We start from the raw sequence: 19,757 nt of genomic DNA on the forward strand, positions 1-19,757 counted from the left end.
CTTACCGCAGACATCCACTCGCTTACTGCGAACGATCAGTTTCCGGGAAAGTATTCCTTCCAACGGGAATCCACCAGCTTCACAATATCGTCCCGGGGAATCAGCTCCTCCGGGTAGCCGGGCTTCATCCTGGCATCGATCACAATAGGAAATTGATAGCCGATGTGGTGATTGGCGGTCTGGGAACGGGCATAGATATCACTGGCCGGGCTGAAACGGGTAAATACCGTCCATAAGAACGCCGTCTGGTTCTCTACTATTCCGGCATCATCCGCTATAATAACAAGCGGCCATGCCGCCAAGCGGTCCCCGTTCGTTTCGACCAGTCTGGCGGCAAGCTCGGGATCTTCCTCGAACGATGCTCCCGAGAGGACGAGACAGCCTTTGCAATAGGCTCTCGCGTCGCGAATACCGGGAAGCTCTCCTCCCGAATACTGAACGGGCAGAGTGCGCACGGGCTCCCCTACTCCAACCAGCACCGCCTTGCTGCCTTCGTTAAGCTTATGCCCGGTATAGTCCAACGTATCGTTAGACGTATGGTTGAAAATAAATAAGTCGGTTCTTGGCCGAAATCTTTCCAGCACCGTCTCAAGCAGCAGCTTAAAGTTGGACAAATCTACAGGCTGATCCGTAACGATCAGAAACTTCGTCAGAATCAACTGGCCTTCGCCCAAGATCCGGAAAGCGGCGCTAAGCGCCTCCCGGCTATAGCTCTCGCGAACAACCGCTGCGGCCAGGGCGTGAAATCCGGTCTCCGCATACGTCCACAAATCCTTGACTGCCGGCATAACCATCGGAAAGGCCGGGGACAGCAGCCGCTGCAGGAAATCCCCCATATAATAATCCTCTTGGCGAGGCTTGCCGACAATGGTAGCCGGATAGATGGCGTCTTTACGGTGCCACATGTGGCTCACGTTGAACACCGGGAAATCGTGCTGCAATGAATAATAGCCGAAATGATCGCCGAAGGGGCCCTCCGGCCGCCGAATATGAGGCGGAACCTCACCGCAAATGGCAAACTCGGCATCTGCGACCAGACGATGTCCGCCGTTCGGATTGTCGACCATCTTCAGCTTCTTGCCGATAATCAGCGATGTCAGCAGCAATTCCGGCAGATGCTCCGGCAGCGGAGCGATGGCAGACGCGATAAGCGCCGGCGGACCTCCGAGGAAGACAGTAACCGGCAGTGCCCGGTTATTCTTCTCGGCTTCGTGATAATGGAACCCTCCGCCCTTCTGAATCTGCCAATGCATCCCGCTCGTGTTTCCGTCATACAGCTGCATCCGGTACATTCCCAGGTTATGATCGTTCTCTTGGCCGGGCTTCTCGGTATAGACAAGCGGCAGCGTAACGAACGGCCCCCCATCCCCCTGCCAGCTGGTCAGTGCCGGAAGCTTGTTCAGAGGCTGATCCCTGTCGCACACCTGAAGCACGGGCGCCTGATCCTTGGAAACGGTCCGTGTGCCTACTTTAAGCAAATCGAACAGCAGTTCCTTCTCGTCCCACAAAGCCTTGAACGAAGGAGGCAGTAAAGTATCCTTGGCTCCTATAATTTGCTTCATCAACTGCTCCGGCTTCGGTCCGAAGGCCAGATTCACCCTCCGAATGGTGCCGAACAAATTCGTCACAACCGGAAACGGACTTCCCTTAACGTTAGTAAATAACAAGGCCGGGCCCTCTTCCGAGATGACCCGGCGGTGTATTTCGGCCAGCTCCAAATTCGGGTCAACCGGAGCGGAAATCTCGACCAACTCGTTCTCCTGGCGCAGTACCTGCAAAAATTCCCGCAAATTTTCGAAAGCCATAGTGTTCCCCCTCACCTGATAAACGATTCATAAATGCGATAGTCTGCCGGGATCCGGATTAACGGTTGTACTGAAACACCCGGACGCTTAAATGAACAAGAATGCTGAACAGGCCTGCGATAAGCAAAGTATGGATAAGCCCGGAGAGCAGATGCCAATCCGATGTAATTGTAAAAGTAACGTAGGCGCCGCTCAGAATTTGCAGAATGATCAAGCCGAATGCCCAATACCCTGCTTTCACCAGCTCCTGCGGGTATTTCCGTTCCCTGCGCAGCATATACAGCATAACGGCAATGGCGACGAACAGCAGCAAAGCCGCCACCCGGTGCAAGAAGACAATACCGGTCGCCCCGGATAATTCAGGGATGACTTGTCCGTTGCACAACGGCCATCCGGAGCAGCCTCCCCATGATTTCGTATGGCGGACGAAAGCTCCCAAATAAACAACGATATAAGAATATATCGTCGTGATCCATATCATGTAGCGCAAGCCGGCCGACGGGAGAACTGTAGTGTTGCCTCCCCGGGGTCCCCGTTCAGGAATCGATTCCGAATAAAGCAGAATGATGGCCAGAAGCAGTGAACAGGCGAAGGCCAGCATGGAAATACCGAAATGAAGCGCCATAACGAGCGAAGACTGCTCCCATTTAACAGCCATGGCCCCCAGAATGGCTTGTACAACGGTGAAAGCAAGAGCCAGGCCGGCATACCAGCGGGCGTCCTTGCGCTTGACCAGCCTCACCACTCCAATGAACGCGACCAGTACGAGAATACCTTCTACACCGCTCACAAACCGGTGGCTGTATTCAATCATCGATTCAATCGTGTAGCTGGGGATGAACTTGCCGTTGCATAACGGCCAATCGTCTCCGCAACCCCTTCCCGAATCGGTCTTGGTTACGACAGCACCCATCAACAGAACGATAAACATTCCGATGGCGGAAGCTACGGCTATTTTATTTAACCACTTATTCATATTGACATGCCACCCGCTTTTTAGTCTCACATGGTGATAGCTGTTACATCATACCAAGTCCAATTATATCGATAATTCCCCTGTAATTCCATTCACAATTGTGACAAACCAATGAATCGCTCCCTCCAATAAAGCTTTGTAAAAACAGCCCGCCTCTTTCGAGAAATTTACCAAACCTTCACATCGATCTAATTCTGCCCTAACAATTGGCCTATAAACTAAGTAATGCTCATGTATCCGCAAATTAAAGAAGAAATACCGGATGGAGACAACGAGAAAAGCTAAAAGAAGCGATAAGGAAGCGTATAAATCCGCTTCCCGACGAAACATTATTTTCTCAACCGTCTCTGTTCCGGTCGGAGAAATGAGCGAAGGGGGGTGAATACCACATATGGAAACTGCAGCTTCGACCGAATTGACGGCGGTCCATAAGAGAAAGAAGCGGCGATCTTTTCTGCTGAAATCGTTTCGCCAATATTGGGACCTCTATTTGCTGATCACTCCGGTCCTCATTTATTTCATTATTTTTCACTACCTTCCTATTTACGGGGTGCAGATCGCTTTCAAGGATTTTATCGCCACCAAAGGGATATGGGGCAGCCCATGGGTCGGATTTAAGCATTTCGAACGGTTTTTCGACAGCTATTTCTTCTGGAGACTGATCAAAAATACGCTCGGCATCAGCTTGTACGAGCTGCTGGTCGGCTTTCCGGTTCCGATTCTACTGGCTTTAATGATCAACGAGGTGCGGTTCAAATTTTATAAACGTTTTGTACAAACCGTCACTTATGCTCCGCATTTTCTGTCCACCGTCGTTCTGGTCGGAATCGTCGTCATGTTCCTGTCCCCGCAGAATGGCGTGATCAATCAGATAATCAAGCTGTTCGGCGGCGAGCCGATCGCATTCATGACCGATCCGGCCTGGTTCAAGACGGTTTACGTCCTGTCGGGAGTATGGCAGCAGATGGGCTGGAGCTCGATCATTTATCTCTCCGCTCTGGCCGGCATCGATCCTCAGCTTCATGAGGCAGCACGGGTCGACGGAGCCTCCAGGCTGCGGAGAATATGGCATATCAACCTTCCCGGCATTATGCCCACCATCGTTATCCTGCTTATCTTGAATGTAGGTTCCATTATGGGAGTCGGCTTCGAGAAGGTGTTTCTGATGCAAAACTCGCTGAACAACGAAAGCTCGGACGTCATCTCCACCTATGTGTACCGGAGCGGAATTCTCGGTTCACAATACAGCTTTTCCGCTGCGGTCGGGTTATTCAATTCGATAGTGAATTTCATTCTGTTGGTGCTCGTTAACCGCGCAGCCAAAATGATGAAGCAAACGAGCTTATGGTAGAAAGGGGGATTGTCCATGACAGCGCAAAGCACCGGCGACAGGATCGTCGGAATTATAATCAATCTATTGCTGGCGGTCGTCTCCGTTATCGTCCTTTACCCGCTGGTCTTTGTCCTGAGCGCTTCGGTCAGCAATCCCGAGGATGTCCTGAACGGGGAGATCTGGTTATTTCCCAGCTCGCTTTCGTTTACAGGGTATGAAAAAATATTTCAGAATCAGGAGATTCTGACCGGTTATCTGAACACGATTATGTATACGTTGGTCGGCACGGCGATTAATCTGGCGATGACGGTCATGGCCGCTTACCCGCTGTCGAGGCCGAATTTTGCCGGCAAGAATTTGATCACGGGGATTATGGTCTTCACCCTGTTCTTCAGCGGCGGTCTGATTCCGACCTACCTCATTGTGAAGGAAATGGGAATGCTCAATTCGTTCTGGGCGCTCGTAATCCCGAATGCCGTATCGGTGTGGAACATCGTTATTATGCGGACTTTCTTCCAGTCAAGCATTCCCGGGGAGATTCAGGAGTCGGCCTCTATCGACGGATGCTCCAATCTGCAAATTTTATGGAAGATCGTTCTGCCTTTGTCGATGCCGATCATCGCGGTCATGATCCTGTTTTACAGTGTCGGCCATTGGAATGCTTATTTCAACGCGCTCATTTATTTGACCGACAGAGCGAAATACCCGCTGCAGCTATTCCTTAGGGAAATTCTCATCCAAGGCCAGATGGAGCAAATGATCAATGTCGGCGACGAATCTCACGCCAGAACCTTGATGGAGGCGGAGGCGATCAAATATGCGGTAGTCGTCATCGCCAATTTGCCGGTCCTTCTATTGTATCCGTTCCTGCAAAAGTATTTTGTCAAAGGCGTTATGATCGGAGCCCTCAAGGGCTAAACTGTACGTTTTCCATATAAAACATAAATATTAAACAAAGGATAGGAGAATCGAAAAATGCAAAGAAAGAAATGGATCACCATCATGCTGTCCTCCGTTATGACCGCGGGTCTTCTGCAGGGGTGCGGCGGACAAGAAGCAGCAGGAGGCACAACGACCGGCGGGGAGTCTGAAGCCAAGACAACGGACAACTTCAATCCGACAGGCATGCCGATCGTCAAAGAGCCGATTGAGCTTACTTTCTTTACGGGCAAGGCGGCGACCAACACGAATAACTTCGAAGAAACGTTGGTATGGAAAGAATATGCCAAGATGTCGAACATCAAAGTCAACTTTCAATTGGTTCCCTTCGAAAGCTTGACGGAGAAGCGGAATCTCGCCTTGGCCAACGGGGATTATCCGGATGGATTCTATACGGCCCGGATGCCTGCATCCGATCTGGCGAAATACGGTGAGCAGGGCGTTTTTCTCAAATTGAATGATTTGATCGATCAGCACGCGCCTAACTTGAAAGCATTGTTGGACAAGTATCCCGATTTGAGAAAAGCGTTGACAATGCCCGACGGAAATATATACTCGTTTCCTTCTTTCTACAGCCCCGAGTTCCTGCCCATGCTTATCGGCACCCCTCTCTGGATCAAGCAGGACTGGCTGGACAAGCTGAACCTTTCGGAGCCGAAGACGACGGAGGAGTTCTACCAATACTTAAAAGCGGTAAAAGAAACCGACTTGAACGGAAACGGCCAAATGGATGAAATCCCCTATAGCGGAACGGGAATCGAGCCTCTGATCGATCAGTTGAAAGGAGCTTGGGGAGTGGGCACAAGAGGCCTGGGGCATAAGTTCGTCGATGTGGATCCGGAGACGAACAAGCTGCGCTTCTTCCGTCTGGACCCGAAGTACAAGGAAGTGCTTGAATATGTCCATAAATTGTATGCGGAAGGTCTGATCGACAAAGACATATTTACGCAAAAATCGAGCGAGCTGTACGCCAAGGGCGGCAAGGATATTCTCGGAGCGACGATCAATCCGAATCCGAAAACGCAGTTTAACGGGGAAAATTACTTCGGGCTGGGCGCTTTGGAAGGTCCGCACGGAGATAAGCTGTATACCCATATCAAAGTTCCTATGGTTTGGCCGGGAGCCTTCGTCATAACGAACAATAACAAGCATCCGGAAGCGACGGTTCGCTGGATCGATTATTTCTTCGGAGATGAGGGCGCCACATTCTACTTCATGGGGAAAGAAGGCGTCTCCTATACGCAAACGCCGGACGGCAAGCTGGAGTTCGTCGATGAAATCAAGAACAACCCGGAAGGATTGACTCTGGATCAAGCTCTGACGAAATATGTAACCTGGATGGGCGGCAGCTACCCGGGATACGTTCAGGAGAAATATTTCAAAGGCTCGGAAACGCTGCCGGAATCGATAGCCGTCGGCCAGAAAGCCGAACCCGACCGGATTAAGGACCTCTGGTACAGCTTCAATTTCCTCCAGGATGAAACGGAGTTTATGCAATCCACCGGAAGCGATATTCATACGCTGATCAAGGAAATGGAGGCCAAGTTCATTACCGGAGCCGTTCCGTTCAGCGAATGGGACAGCTATGTCAAAAAAGTCGAGAATATGGGTGTGGACAAGTATTTGAAAGTGTACGAAGCCGCCTATGAGCGTTACAAAAACAGTTAATGGACGATGAGGCGCGGATAAGGTGCTATCGGGCATTAAGCAGCCGGGCGCCGATAAGATAAAGCCTATAATTGTAAAAAAGGTCGGGAAGAGAACTCTCTTACCCGGCCTTTCTTATCTTGTGGTGCTGCTATCTGTTCCTATCGGCAATGTCCAAGATCGGAGGCTGCCCGAAGATCAAGACGGAAGCGCGTTGGCCACCTCTACGGAACGGTCCAGAAATTGCTCGATTTCTTCCCTTGTCTTGCGGAGTTTGCTTACAAAACGGGTCACTTCCCGTCCCTGACGGAAAACGATGAAGCTGGGAATACCAAGAATATTATATTTCTCGCATAGATCGGGCAACTCGTCCCGGTCAATCTCCACGAAGGTCAGCTTATCTGCATAAGCCTGTTCTACATCCGGCATGAACGGATCGATAAAATGACAGTCCTTGCACCATGCGGCCTTAAATACGGCAACCGTCGGTTTATTCTGCCCAACCTGCTCTTGAAACTCCTGCTCGGAATGAATTCGGTTCAACGCCGTTCCCTCCTTAGGTATTGTCCTCGCTCATATACGCCACTGAATCTATTCCCACCCTATGGCTTAAAGCATCAGCAGTGAGCTACGGACCATTTTCCTTGTTATAGCACTTCTCCGTTCCGTATGTCAAATGGTTCACAGCATGCTTATCACAGGACAACAATCGTTGCGATCCGGGAAGCCTATGCGGCATCCCTTCTCCATAACCCTCCCATTTGCTTAGGTTAAGTGAAAGCTCGATGGTCTCTGCCTCTTTTACCGCACTTGCAATAGGAGTCTATTTATTAGGAAAATGGAAAATATTAATATTTACATATATTTCAAAATGTGATATCATTTAAGTATCAAAACGAAATGACAACAATATCTTTTGAAAGGATGAGACACCATGGTTGAAAAGAAAGCTTGGAAATTTAACGCCTATCTGGGATTGGTGATTCTGGTCGCTATGTTTATCGCCAGCATCTTTTTGCTGATCCAGGAGTTTATTGTATCCGGTCTCCTTCTGTTAGCCATAGATATAATCTTTCTGATGTCTTCATTTACGGTCGTTCAGCCTAATCAGGCCAAGATCATCACCTTCTTCGGGACTTATATGGGCACCATCCGCGAGGCCGGAGTGTGGATTACCGTTCCTTTCTCCAACCGCAGAAGAATCTCCCTTCGCGTCCGCAATTTCAACAGTGCCAAGCTGAAGGTGAATGATGTGGAAGGCAATCCGATCGAAATCGCCGCGGTCATCGTCTTCAAAGTGGTCGATACGGCGAAAGCGATGTTCGATGTGGACCATTATGAGCAATTCGTGGAAATCCAGAGCGAAACGGCTCTTCGGCACGTAGCCAGCAAATACCCATATGATAACTTCATTAGCGACGGTTATTCCCTGAGAGGCAATGCCGAAGAGGTGGCCGGCGAGCTCGGGGCGGAGCTTCAAGAGCGCTTGTCCGTAGCGGGAGTAGAGGTGCTGGAAGCAAGATTGACCCACCTCGCCTACTCTACCGAAATTGCCAGCGCCATGCTGCAGAGACAGCAAGCGTCGGCCATCATTTCGGCCAGACAGCAGATTGTCGAAGGGGCCGTCGGCATGGTTCAGATGGCCATAGCCCGGCTGGAGGCCGACGGTGCCGTTACACTGGATGAGGAAAGAAAGGCGGCAATGATCAACAACCTGATGGTGGCCATCGTGTCGGATCGATCCGCAAGTCCGGTCATCAACACAGGAAGCCTTTATTGACAGGCCCTTAAATGGCACCCAAGAAAAACTTCCCGCTCAGGATCGATCCCAAGCTGTACGAAGTACTGGAACGTTGGGCCGCCGACGAGTTTCGCAGTGTTAATGGACACATCGAATTCCTGCTTCGTGATGCGGCAATGAGGGCCGGTCGTCTCAAGGAACATCGAATTCTTCCGCAGCCGCCGGAACCGGAAGCGGAGGAATAAAGCCCGAGAACGAGCATTGAGGGGCAGCTATACCTTGACAAGAATCAGAGATAAACAGCTATCGCCGTCCTTTCTTATATTTTAAAAAAATAGGGTACTCGGACTTTATGGTGGAAAAGGGCTTATAAGCCGCCCTTTTCCAATTTTCTTAATTAGTAACACCGTCTAAGGCTTGATAACTACGCTTTTCGTCAATGGATATAAGGCGTTCCCGGAAGGCAGAATCACATTCACAACACTTATAACGTCTACGGTTCAATTGTAAGCCGTTCTTGAAGAAATAATAGGTTAGTCATCTTTGCCTTTTATTTTGAGAGAGCCTAAACCAATAATTGCTCCCAGTATAACTAAAACTATACTGGCTATAATTTCATACCCTTGCAAAGCCTCGATGTAATTTACGAGAAACCAACTGGGTCCCCCGCCTGTTAATCGGTTTATCAAACCTCCAACTCCTTGAATTAATAGAAGTAGACTTACAGCGCTTGTAATCTCTTTCATGACACTACATCCCCTTTCCAAATAACTAATATCACGATAGAATTCCCCTAATGCCAATATTGAATAACACCGCTCCAATAACTGCCACTCCTACTAATACAGAAGACAATGGAGCTTTTACTAATTGTGTTCTTAGCTTTTCAAGCTTATTCTGTGTCCAGCCTCCAAATAGAATATAAATGAACAATAATAAGATTGAAGGTAGTACCATAAGCACGTTATAGCCAAGTAAAATACTTATGGACAAACCCGTATTAAACGCTAAACGATCCATTAATAATATCGAGTAAAAATACGGTAAAGCTGTGGTAAACTCGATCGCAAATACAATAATACCGAGTATAATCATCCCACTTATTGATACTTGCTTAGGCAACCATTCCAAAAATCGGGATTCCATTCCTTTCTTAGGCTTATAAAAACTAATTAGTACAAAGCCGACTCCAAGTATCGTATAAAACCAACTTGAAATTTGATTGTTAGACATGCTTTCTATAAAACCATGTATCTGCCCAACTCCCAGGTAAACCAAGATACCCATCATAAAATAGCAAAATTGTGTCGATAATAGAAAAACGATCAAACGCGATGCCAATTTTTCTTGCTTCCTCGCTACTCTGGGTGGGGTAAATAGACAGCGATTTTATATGGAGAGGCGGGCATGATAAGCTGGTTAGCAACGCGAATTCCTTACCCTTCGCGGCTTTCGCGAGTACTCATGCCCGCAGAGGCTCCATGTCAAATCGCTCTATTATGCCTCTCAAACGTAGTTTTTCCCATGTAGTATAGCGAAGAGCCTTTTTCTTTTTGTATTAGAAGGATATAGGCTGTAATCGCCAATACCCCGGGGCTTAAGATATCAATGAAAGCACAGAGTACAATAATGAGGAGTGCTGTTGTGAAATCTATGTTGGCAGGAATCAATGATTCAATGATTTCCAGCATCTAAACATCCCCCCTTATTTATTTATTTCACACACTGTGATAAAATGATAATAACACGGTGTACTAAATAAAAGCAAGAGGTGATTTGAGTGCCGAAAATTGTTGATCATGATCACAAAAGGAAAATTATCGCTGAAACAGCTTGGAAAATTATTGAGGGTGAAGGCATTGAAAAAGCATCTATCCGAAGAATTGCATCTGAGGCTGGAATGTCTACCGGAGCACTAAGACATTATTTCTCAAACCAAGATGAATTACTATTGTTTATCATGGAATATTTTCTTGCTCGCGGGAAAGAACGGTCGGAGAATAAATCATGGTCAAAAAACCCTCTTATTGCGGTACAGGAAACATTGTTAGAATTAGTTCCTGTGGATCGGGATAAACAAACTGAAACTGGCGTTTGGCTCGTTTTCGCCATTCGCTCACTTACAAGTGCAGCTTTGAACACGAAAAAAAATGAACTAACTGAAGGTGAATATATTTTAATGGAAGCACTGCTTAAAATATTGATAAAAGCAGGCTATGTAAATAAAGACATAAATATTGAAATAGAAAAATTAAGGCTATCGGTAGTCATTGAAGGTTTATCCATACATGCTCTATTAAGACCGGACATATTCACAATTGAAAAAACGGAACAAATTATTGCTCACCACTTAAATGAACTTTGCAATCAATAATATATTGAGTTAAATACTCGTTTTCTAAATAAACTCTGTGGAATGTGTCGACAATGAAAAGAAGTAGAATCCCGGCATAAAATCCGAGGAGCCAAAAAAGACTCTTAACGGTGCCCTGTAAATACCCCCCCAACATAAAAAAAGCGCGACCCTTGATGGCCGCGCCCTTTATTTACCCTGCTTAGTCTCTAGTAATAATAACCGCCCAATCTTCCGTATCCCAATTGACTTCGGCACCGAAGGTTTCAGCGATAAAGCGAAGAGGGACGTAAGTCGTGTCTCCTTGCAGCGTGGCTACCCCTTCCATCTCCACGGGAACGCCGTCTACGGTAGCGGTGCTGCTTTCAATGGTCATCACAATCGTTTTGCCGGTCCAGATGTCGACAACGGTCACCTGCCGCTTCTCGTTATCCCACGTTACATCGGCATCAAGCTCTTCGGTTACAAAACGTACCGGAGCCATAGCTTTCTCCGTCACGGGATCGATATACGGAAGCTCATACAATTCGCCGTCTACTTCTTCCCAGATCGGCAAGTAAATATATTTGCTTTTCAGCCCCAAATCATCCACCATAAGCTTGTAAAGCGCAGAATTGGCGTCGAGGTTCTTCAGGAACTTACCCATAGTCACGCTCTCGACATTCAAACCATCCTGAGTGTTAATAATATCCGCTTTTACCGCATGGTTAATATTCCACATCTCGGACGTCGATTTGATTTTGATCGTATTCAAATCGTCATTCGACGGCTCCGGATTGTTCAGGACAAGCTCCATATCCATTTTGCGAATTTGAGAAGAGCTGTCCACATACATATCTACTTTCATGTAGTTGTTCTCGTTTAAGAACTCGTCAGCCTCTCCGGAATTTTTCATCGCCTCAATTTCTAGAGACAGCTCCGTCAATCCTTCTTTTGCCGCATTGTAGATTTCATCCACGGTAGCGGGACTAACATCGACACCATTGTCCAGACCCTCAATCTCCCCTTGCAATTCTTTCTGAACCGGATCGATTACGAGAGTAAAGATTTGTTGGATGACTTCCTTCAAGGCCTGATCGTTAGCGTTGATGTTATCAATGAAAGCTTTAAGCAGATCCAGAACTTCGCTTCCCTTGATTTCCACCTGAACCTTGGTCAGATTCGTAAAGATGCCGTCAATCTGCTCGCTGGTGTTGGAAACTTTAATATTGTCCGGATTCGGCAAATTATTGATAATGAAAGGACCTACTGCCTTCAATAGCTGCTCTTGATTATTCTCCAGCGTTTCGGACAGCCCCGCCCAGTTGATGGTCATCATCATCGGGTCTAACGAAGTATAGTCATCCAGCTTAAGATAAACCGGCTTGGCGGCTCCTTCAAATTGAACGGCTATCTCTTCTTTCGTCATGGATACGGAGAAAGGAAATTTTCCTTTACCGGTCACTAATGCCGCGTCCATAGACAGGGTGTTCCGGTCCTGCATTTTAATATTGTTCATTTCCAGCTGAAGATTGTTCAGGAAGGACAGATCTTCTCCGTCAGCCGCCCAGTCAAAATCGGATCCTCCGATCAATTCTATCGAGAAATTGGAAGTTCCTTCGTAGGAGGCAACCTCCAGGTTGTTCTGCAGCGCTTTATTCAAATCTACGCCGCCAATGGATTGACAGCCTGTCAGCACCAGCATCATCAGGCCGACGAAAGCACTCATCCATGTTATGTACCTCTTCTTCAAACCTATCCTCTCCCTCTTAGTCGATATAAATGAAGACTATTAGCTCGGTGAAAATCCCCCTCCCGGTGGACTGGATAATAGAACACTCTGCTAATCCAGCAGCGATTCTATCAAACAGGCCGCTCCTTGGCGCAGAACCGGATTCAGTCAACGACAGCAGCTCTGCCTAGAATAAAGGACCTATTGCCATCCCAAACCGGAGTCTCCATGGATTTCCACCTTACATAATAATCATATCATGCTAATTACTACGTTTAAAGAATAATTAAGATTCAGATTGGGGAAAATAAATATCCCCATAAATTGACATGGCCATACAGCCTTTGAAGAGGCGTGTGGTTGACCAGCGTCATGCGACGCCAATTACCGCACGCTGGGAGTCGCGCGCAGTGAGGAACCATTTTCCCGTTCGTACTTTGCGGAACCCCCCGCGGAATTTAAAAAGCCTGCAATTCTGCATCATTTTGGCCGGGGTGCTCCGTATCCGCGGCAAAGCCTGAACAAATACATCTTTTTTCTCGTTCGACGGGGGCTCGAAGGATTTTATACAAAAATTACTGCATTTTCGCAGGCTTTTCTCCATGATTGAGTTGAATCGATCAAAATTGCTGCATTTTCGCAGGAATTTGTACCCGCATTTGTGTTCACTTTGTGGCCGGTTTGTGTTCGCCGGTAGAGTGGAGAGGTACTAAATTTAGAGGATTTCTGTTCACAATAATTTCAAATAAATGGAACATACTATAAAAAAAGCACCTAACGGAGCCTCTTCGAAGACGAATAACCCGGTTTTAAAGGTAGCTTTTTATGCCAGTTGGAAAGTTATTCCATTTTAACGCTTTAATGAACTTAAACTTTCTAATGTGGTAAAAAACTATCATTCTCATTAAGGGGCAATGAAATGGCGGCGGAATCGAAAGGGGCGAATAAGGGAGACAGCATGTGGGCTAAAGGACTTCTGCTCGGTAAAGGAATAGCTCGCTTGATCGCGGATTCGGTCAACCGGCTGTGGCATGCTTCCGTCCGGTCCGGTGAAGCGGAAATCCCCCTGAACCTCTCTCCGGAGAGGAAACGGCAGCTAGTCTCCCGCCTGGAGGAACAGCTGAGGAAGCCCCCTGCCCATCATTCAAATAAGGCATTAAGCAGCCGGGAAAAGGAGCTGGTTCGCGAGTTACAAGAGCATACCGCCCTCCTTAACCGGAATAACCTCACGCGCACTGCCGCTTATCTTGAGTTTTACGGCAAGCACCCGGATATTCATTGGGCGCTGCTAGCTCATATGGTTTCCCGCAATGGCGGGTGGAACATGACCGATTTACGCGGGGAACTTCTTCCCCGTCTGCTGGATGAGGGGGAAATTGAATCCGTCTTCGACATGCTCGAAACGGCTAACGCCCTCATTTTTCAGGATGCCTTTCCTCAATTGCTTCTTTACGAACGCAGCCGCACATGGAACCGCCCCCTCTTTCATCTGCTGCCCTGGCTCCACGTTTCCCGCTTCATGCAGCCGATGTGGGAGCTGTTCTGGGATGAAGGCAGCTCGGCTCTGATCACGATTGCTCTAATCATCAATGAGCAGAACTATATTCAAGCCAGGGTTGCCGAGCATCCCCGCTTTCAAGACCATGCGCTGCATTCGCTCATGCGCCTGACCCAGGCCGCCACGCAGACCAACCAGATCATCTTCCCTTGCAAATCCGCTCCGGCGGAGTCTTCGGCAGTTGGCCGGGCAGCGGGAAGCAAGGCTACCGCGTCCGCGGGGCGGCCGGCAGCCGCTTATCCGGGCGCCGAAGCCGCTCCCTCCCCATCGCAAGCTGCCGATGCGATGGGCATGCCGATCCGTGCGGGGAATCCGGGGAAGCCTTGGCCGCTGTACGGCCGCGTTCTGGAGAACTTCCCCGATCTGGACGAACGGATCGAAATCGGCAAGCAGCTGTACGCGCTGCTGTTCGGCCTGCCGTCTGCCCGCGACGGCTTCCACCGCTTCGCCCGGGAAGTGCCGCACAGCGGCTCCCGGGCCGATTATTGGCCGCATCTGTTCCAGGATGCGGCCACGCAAACAGCCTTTCCATCATCATATACGGAAAGGCTGAACGGCTGCGCGCTGCGCGAAGGCGCAAGCCGGCTGTGCAGCCCCCGGCTGCCTGCGGCGTGGCCGGATCGGCCGCTGGCGGCCCCGGAGCGGTACGACTGGTTCCGCGACCTGTCGCCGGTCGCTCACCTGTCGGCCGCCAGAGCCGGGGCCCCGGCCGAGCTGACGCGCCTGCACTGCGCGGGGCTGCGCAAGCTGGAGCTCGCGATCCTCGCGCGCGAGCTCATCGATTGATGGCCGCAGAGAACTTGCGGACCAGCTTCTGCACTGGCCCCGGCAGGTTGGCCAGGTCGTTCTTCGTCACGATGCGGAAGGTGAACAGCAGCAGCGGATAGAGCGCGATGACCACCAGGCACGTGACGGCCGCATTCAGGAAGTAGTCGAGCTTGGCCGGGAACCAGGTGACGTAACGGTACATTAACCGCTCGACCCCGGCGCCCGCGGCGATGATGATGGCGGATGCGGCAATCAGCCGGATCCAGCGCGGAAGCCCCAGGATTACGAACGGAACCTTGCCCTTCAGCGTCCGGAAATTCAGCAGCATCATCACGATGAAGCAAAGTGCCGTTGACAGCACGACTCCGTTGATGCCCAGCCATGGGGCAAATACGAAGCTGCCCCCCAGCTTGACGGCCAGGCCGATGAGGACATGGAGAATCAGCGGCCGCATGGCGCCGATGCCCATCAGAATGGCTCCCGATGTCTGCATCATAATTTGGAACAATGCGGTAGCCGTCAGCAGCGCAATGATCAGCGTTCCGTTCTCATCCGGAAACAGCGTGCCGTTAATCGGCCTCGCAGCGACAGCAATAGCGAGCACGACCGGCAGACCGGTCAGCACCGAAATTTGCATCGCTTTGGCGGCTTGCTGCCGGACCTGAGGTAAATCATTGCGGGCATAGGCTGCCGATACGATAGGGACGATCGACTGGCTGAGCGCGACTGCCAGAATGATCGGAATCCCGGCCAGAGACTGCGCCCTCCCCGTCAAGACACCGAGCTCAATCTTGGCCTGCTCGGCGCCGATCAAATTCTGCAGCAGCGGAATGACCGTCGAGGTATCGATAAAATACACCAAGGGTACCGCCATCGAAAACAGCACAATAGGCACCGACAGCCGAAAAATCTGCCCGTAAATCGTGCGATAAGGAAGCGGCTTTTGCCGGAAGGAAGCATTCCTCCTTATTCCTTGAGACGCATCCTTCTCCCTGAGCAGTTTATAGAACAGAAGCAGGACGAGGAATGCCCCGACACTGCCCATCACTCCTCCGAAGGAAGCCCCGGCTACCGCCCAATCATGCCCCCAGCCGATAGCCAGAAGCAAATAGGCAAGTCCGACCGCCGTAATCAGCCTCAGAATCTGCTCTATGACCTGGGACAGTCCGTTCGGCATCATCCTCTGCCTTCCCTGGAAATAACCGCGCATCATTGCGATAAGCGGGAAGAGCAGCAAAGCGGGAGCCAGCGCCCTTATAGCCAGCGCGGCGGACGGGTCCCCTGACATTTGGGCATAGGAAGGGGCGATCAGAATCAGCAGAACGGTCATGATCAGACCGGCCACTACGGCAAACTGTACCGAGGCGCGAAAAATCCGGTCGGCTTCGGCATGCCGCCCAAGCTCCGTCCGCTCTGATACCATTTTGCTTAGGGCGCTAGGAATGCCTGCCGTAGCTATCGTTAGAAGCGGAGTATAAATATTGAACGCGATCGAGAACGTAGCCATCCCTTGGTCGCCTATCAAGTAAACGAGAGGAACCCTTTGGACCACGCCGAGCACACGCGCAACCAGGGCGGCGACAGCAAGGATGAGGGTTCCTTTAACTAATGAATCCTTGGACACTTGCAACCCTTCCCCCAATTAAGGTTTAGACGATTAGCCAGATGATGAAGAGGAAGATCATCAGCAGCTGAAGCAGAACTTTAGCGACAACGCTTGAGAAAAATCCGACGACAGAGCCGATTCCGGCTTTCCCCGCCTGCTTCCAGTCCGCCCCGGCAATCAATTCCCCGATGAAGGCTCCCACGAACGGACCGAGAATCAGCCCGGCGACCGGGATAACAAACGGACCGATCATAATCCCGATAGTGCTGCCAATGACCGAAGCCTTCGTCCCCCCGAATTTTTTGACCCCGAGGGCACTGATCATATAATCAGCCACCAGAATGGCCACCACAATCGCGGTCTGTATAGCCCAGAACCAGAAGCCGAAAGGCTCGAAGCTGAAAAACCAGCCATAGACAAAGAACGCAGCATATACCGCCAGCACGCCAGGAAGCACGGGAATTACCGTACCGAGCATGCCGACTACAAACAATGCGATTATCAGTATCCAGCCCACTATAGCCATGGCTATTCCCCTTACCTTTACTTAGGATTTTGAGGCTTAATCCTTGAACTTCAACTTTTCTCCGGATCCGGGCTTCCGCTTCGTTCCTTAAAAACGCCGAATTTCTTAAAGCCCGAATATGTACTTCTGAATCGCCTTGGCGACCCCATCCTCTTCGTTCGAAGCGGTAACCGCATCCGCCTCTCTTTTCAGTTCCTCCTGGGCGTTCTCCATCGCGATTCCGAGACCGACCTGACGGATCATCTCCAGATCGTTAAGACTGTCCCCCATCGCAATCACTTCCTCCATCTTCACTCCCAGCAGGCCGCATACCTCTCTGATTCCACTTGCTTTGCTGATGCCGCGGGGATTCAGCTCCAGATTCGAAACATGAGAGTTGGTTATTTCCAAATTGCCCCATTCCTCTAATTTGCTGCGAATCTCGGCCAGCTTAACATGATCCTCGGTAAACAATCCGAACTTGAGCCACTGCTCCGACTCCAAATCCGAAGTCCATTTATCTTTATTATATAAGCCCCCCACTGTATAACCCCAATACCATACATCATATTCCAAGGCCATTTGGTGAAGCTGTTGAACCCAGCTCGTTTGGAGCGGAGTCCTGCTCAGAAGCTCCTGCGGAGACTTCCAGACTTCTCCGCCGTTGACGGCAACCATCGGGGAAGTCAATCCTAAATCCTCAACATAAGGGGAAATATTCTGAACCCCTCTCCCTGTAGAAAACATCACCGTAACCCCGGCTTCGATCGCTTGGTTAACCCATTTGCGGTTTTCCTCGGAAATCGTCTTCTCTTCTGTCAGGAATGTACCATCCATATCCAACGCAATCAGTTTGTACGCAGCCATCTCTCTCCTCCGACACGTTTAATATTTTATGAATTAGCCGCAGCATAGGAAGTGCCCGGCTTCTCCAGCATATAGGAAGCATGCCACAATGCAAATACATAGATCACCCAAAGTCTCCGGGCATAGTCCCCTTCTCCTTTGCGGTGCTTCAGCGCCATTTGCTCTACAGTCGTCAGATTGACCAAATCCCCTATTCCGCTGGCCTTCACTTGCTCCAGCACCATTTCACCCCGACTGCCCTTGAGCCACTCCCTCATCGGCACCGGAAAGCCCAGCTTCGGCCGGTTGAGGATGAAGTCCGGGATAATTCCTTCCATCGCTTTGCGGAAAATATATTTCGTGGTTCCCTGCCCCAGACGATAATCGACCGGAATTTTGCGCGTCAGCTCGAACAGCTCCTTGTCCAGGAACGGAACGCGCAGCTCCAGGGAATGGGCCATGGTCATCTTATCCGCCTTCATAAGAATATCGCCCGGCAGCCACAGGTTCATATCGATATACTGCATCCGGGTTACCGGGTCCAGGTGACGGGTCTTGCTATAGAACTCAGCCGCTATTTGCACGGGCTTCTTGTAGTTATCCAGCAGGGAGCCGCTGGCGCGGACAATTTCCGCCTTCATGTCCTCGGTGAAAATTTTCGCATTTCCCAGGAAGCGTTCTTCGAGAGGAGTCGTTCCCCTCAGCAAGTAGTTCCTTCCGGGCATCCCCGCAGGCAGCTTGTCTACAAGCTGATGAAGCAGCCTCTTAAGGGGCAAGGGCAGCCAGGAGATCGGACGCAAAGACAACGGCTCCCGGTAAATGCGGTAGCCTCCGAACAGCTCGTCCGCTCCTTCGCCGGACAATACGACCGTTACATGTTCCCTTGCGAGCTGCGCCACATGATAGAGGGCGATCGCAGATGGGTCGGCTACCGGTTCATCCTGATGCCAAATCGCTTTCGGAACCGATTCGAAGAAATCCTTCTCCGATATCAACTTGGAATAATGCTCGGTCCCCAGCGCTTCCGCTGTCTCCCGGGCAATGGTCGTCTCATTGTTGGCCCCTTCGAAACCGACCGAGAAGGTCCTTATCGGCTCGATGCTCCGCATGTGAGCGGCAATGGCTGTGGAATCAATCCCGCTGGACAGGAAACAGCCTCTCTCCACATCGCTCTGCATATGATGAACGACCGAATCCTTCAATCGTTCGCGGATCTCCTCGACGTAATCATCGAACGGCCTTGACACCGGCTCGAACATCGGATCCCAGTAACGGCTCAGCTTAATGGTTCCGTCCGGCCGCACCGTAATCGTATGACCCGGGGGCAGCTTGCGGATGCCCTGGAACATCGTCATCGGCTCGGGGACATATTGGAACGTCAAGTAATTCAGGAAAGCCTCGGTCTCCACGGAACGGCGCGTTCCGTCGGCCGCGAGAATGCTTTTGATTTCCGAGGCGAACAGAAATTGATTCGGCCCGCAGGAATAATAGAAAGGCTTGATGCCGAAATGATCGCGCGCCCCGAACAGCTGTCTCTTCTTGCGGTCCCAGATGACAAAACCGAACATCCCCCGCAGCATCTTGACGCATTCCGGGCCATACTCCTCATACAGATGAACGATGACCTCGGTGTCACTCTGTGTCCGGAACTGGTGTCCCTTGCTCTGAAGCTGCTGACGAAGCGCTTTATAGTTATATATCTCTCCGTTAAAGACGATCCAGACCGATTCGTCCTCGTTAGTCAGAGGCTGATGGCCTTCCTGCAAATCAATAATCGACAGTCTGCGAAAGCCTAACCCTATTCCCGGATCCGTCCAGAATCCCGAGTCGTCCGGTCCCCGGTGAACGATTACATCGGTCATTCTGCGCAGCAATTGTTCTGACGGTACTTCTTCTGTAAAATACATCGCTCCTGCTATTCCGCACATGTGGTACACTCTCCAAACTTATATGGCTGTTTAAGTAATTA

18 protein-coding genes are annotated in these 19,757 nt (G+C 50.2%); 7 read left to right on the forward strand and 11 right to left on the reverse strand.

Annotation, left to right across the window (positions count from 1 at the left end):
- Positions 1–35: 35 nt before the first annotated feature.
- Both ACTHRH_RS09985 and ACTHRH_RS09990 read right to left on the reverse strand, forming a co-directional pair.
- On the reverse strand, positions 36–1,805 hold the full coding sequence (locus tag ACTHRH_RS09985; protein ID WP_144932320.1) for a UbiD family decarboxylase: 1,770 nt from the start codon (positions 1,803–1,805) through the stop codon (positions 36–38).
- Between the two features lie 58 nt (positions 1,806–1,863).
- Entirely contained in the window at positions 1,864–2,781 is a 918-nt protein-coding gene (locus ACTHRH_RS09990; RefSeq protein WP_144932322.1) for a COX15/CtaA family protein, read from the reverse strand.
- A 391-nt stretch (positions 2,782–3,172) separates the two neighbouring features.
- Here ACTHRH_RS09990 and ACTHRH_RS09995 point away from each other — a divergent pair, with 391 nt between their 5' ends.
- Genes ACTHRH_RS09995 through ACTHRH_RS10005 form a run of 3 tightly spaced genes read left to right on the forward strand, consistent with a single transcriptional unit; the run spans position 3,173 to position 6,721 of the window.
- The gene (locus ACTHRH_RS09995; protein WP_150960140.1) at positions 3,173–4,132 is read left to right on the forward strand and encodes an ABC transporter permease; all 960 of its coding nucleotides are present in this window, start codon (positions 3,173–3,175) and stop codon (positions 4,130–4,132) included.
- A gap of 15 nt (positions 4,133–4,147) precedes the next feature.
- Positions 4,148–5,032, forward strand: a complete 885-nt coding sequence (locus tag ACTHRH_RS10000) for a carbohydrate ABC transporter permease (RefSeq protein WP_144932326.1) — start codon at positions 4,148–4,150, stop codon at positions 5,030–5,032.
- A 57-nt stretch (positions 5,033–5,089) separates the two neighbouring features.
- Positions 5,090–6,721 (forward strand): extracellular solute-binding protein, encoded by a 1,632-nt coding sequence (locus tag ACTHRH_RS10005; RefSeq protein ID WP_144932328.1) that lies wholly within the window; start codon positions 5,090–5,092, stop codon positions 6,719–6,721.
- A gap of 177 nt (positions 6,722–6,898) precedes the next feature.
- Here the strand turns inward: ACTHRH_RS10005 and ACTHRH_RS10010 are convergent, their stop codons facing one another.
- Positions 6,899–7,243, reverse strand: coding sequence for a thioredoxin family protein (locus tag ACTHRH_RS10010; RefSeq protein WP_144932330.1), 345 nt, complete (start codon positions 7,241–7,243; stop codon positions 6,899–6,901).
- Between the two features lie 391 nt (positions 7,244–7,634).
- Between ACTHRH_RS10010 and ACTHRH_RS10015 the strand changes: the two genes are divergently transcribed.
- Complete coding sequence (locus ACTHRH_RS10015) at positions 7,635–8,480, forward strand: SPFH domain-containing protein (protein ID WP_144932332.1); 846 nt, start codon at positions 7,635–7,637, stop codon at positions 8,478–8,480.
- Positions 8,481–8,491: 11 nt separating this feature from the next.
- Positions 8,492–8,686, forward strand: a complete 195-nt coding sequence (locus ACTHRH_RS10020) for a hypothetical protein (RefSeq protein WP_144932334.1) — start codon at positions 8,492–8,494, stop codon at positions 8,684–8,686.
- A gap of 288 nt (positions 8,687–8,974) precedes the next feature.
- Here the strand turns inward: ACTHRH_RS10020 and ACTHRH_RS10025 are convergent, their stop codons facing one another.
- From ACTHRH_RS10025 to ACTHRH_RS10035, 3 genes are all read right to left on the reverse strand, one after another.
- Positions 8,975–9,187: a hypothetical protein gene (locus tag ACTHRH_RS10025; protein ID WP_379285933.1), complete on the reverse strand. Its 213-nt coding sequence runs from the start codon at positions 9,185–9,187 to the stop codon at positions 8,975–8,977.
- A gap of 31 nt (positions 9,188–9,218) precedes the next feature.
- Positions 9,219–9,782 carry a GAP family protein gene (locus ACTHRH_RS10030; protein ID WP_440415362.1) on the reverse strand — a complete coding sequence of 188 codons (564 nt, stop codon included), beginning with the start codon at positions 9,780–9,782 and terminating at the stop codon, positions 9,219–9,221.
- 143 nt (positions 9,783–9,925) lie between these two features.
- Positions 9,926–10,132 (reverse strand): hypothetical protein, encoded by a 207-nt coding sequence (locus tag ACTHRH_RS10035; protein ID WP_440415364.1) that lies wholly within the window; start codon positions 10,130–10,132, stop codon positions 9,926–9,928.
- An 89-nt stretch (positions 10,133–10,221) separates the two neighbouring features.
- Here ACTHRH_RS10035 and ACTHRH_RS10040 point away from each other — a divergent pair, with 89 nt between their 5' ends.
- Positions 10,222–10,815 carry a TetR/AcrR family transcriptional regulator gene (locus ACTHRH_RS10040; RefSeq protein ID WP_379285929.1) on the forward strand — a complete coding sequence of 198 codons (594 nt, stop codon included), beginning with the start codon at positions 10,222–10,224 and terminating at the stop codon, positions 10,813–10,815.
- 181 nt (positions 10,816–10,996) lie between these two features.
- On the opposite strand, the gene ACTHRH_RS10045 is transcribed toward ACTHRH_RS10040, so the two are convergent.
- Positions 10,997–12,526, reverse strand: a complete 1,530-nt coding sequence (locus ACTHRH_RS10045; RefSeq protein WP_440415366.1) for a copper amine oxidase N-terminal domain-containing protein — start codon at positions 12,524–12,526, stop codon at positions 10,997–10,999.
- An 898-nt stretch (positions 12,527–13,424) separates the two neighbouring features.
- On the opposite strand from ACTHRH_RS10045, the gene ACTHRH_RS10050 reads away from it, so the two are divergent.
- Positions 13,425–14,849 (forward strand): DUF2515 family protein, encoded by a 1,425-nt coding sequence (locus ACTHRH_RS10050; RefSeq protein WP_379285927.1) that lies wholly within the window; start codon positions 13,425–13,427, stop codon positions 14,847–14,849.
- Here the strand turns inward: ACTHRH_RS10050 and ACTHRH_RS10055 are convergent.
- The 4 genes from ACTHRH_RS10055 to asnB all read right to left on the reverse strand — a co-directional run bounded on the left by ACTHRH_RS10055 (position 14,839) and on the right by asnB (position 19,716).
- Positions 14,839–16,455 (reverse strand): putative polysaccharide biosynthesis protein, encoded by a 1,617-nt coding sequence (locus tag ACTHRH_RS10055; RefSeq protein WP_144932340.1) that lies wholly within the window; start codon positions 16,453–16,455, stop codon positions 14,839–14,841. The genes ACTHRH_RS10050 and ACTHRH_RS10055 overlap by 11 nt on opposite strands.
- 25 nt (positions 16,456–16,480) lie before the next feature.
- Entirely contained in the window at positions 16,481–16,963 is a 483-nt protein-coding gene (locus tag ACTHRH_RS10060) for a DUF456 domain-containing protein (protein WP_144932342.1), read from the reverse strand.
- Between the two features lie 105 nt (positions 16,964–17,068).
- A complete protein-coding gene (locus ACTHRH_RS10065) occupies positions 17,069–17,809 on the reverse strand; it encodes an HAD family hydrolase (RefSeq protein ID WP_144932344.1) in 741 nt (246 codons plus the stop codon).
- A 26-nt stretch (positions 17,810–17,835) separates the two neighbouring features.
- Complete coding sequence (asnB, locus tag ACTHRH_RS10070; protein WP_144932346.1) at positions 17,836–19,716, reverse strand: asparagine synthase (glutamine-hydrolyzing); 1,881 nt, start codon at positions 19,714–19,716, stop codon at positions 17,836–17,838.
- Positions 19,717–19,757: the final 41 nt, after the last annotated feature.

Source organism: Paenibacillus sp. SAFN-117 (genome assembly GCF_051966115.1).
In the GTDB taxonomy this organism is placed as follows: Bacteria; Bacillota; Bacilli; order Paenibacillales; family NBRC-103111; genus Paenibacillus_L; species Paenibacillus_L residui.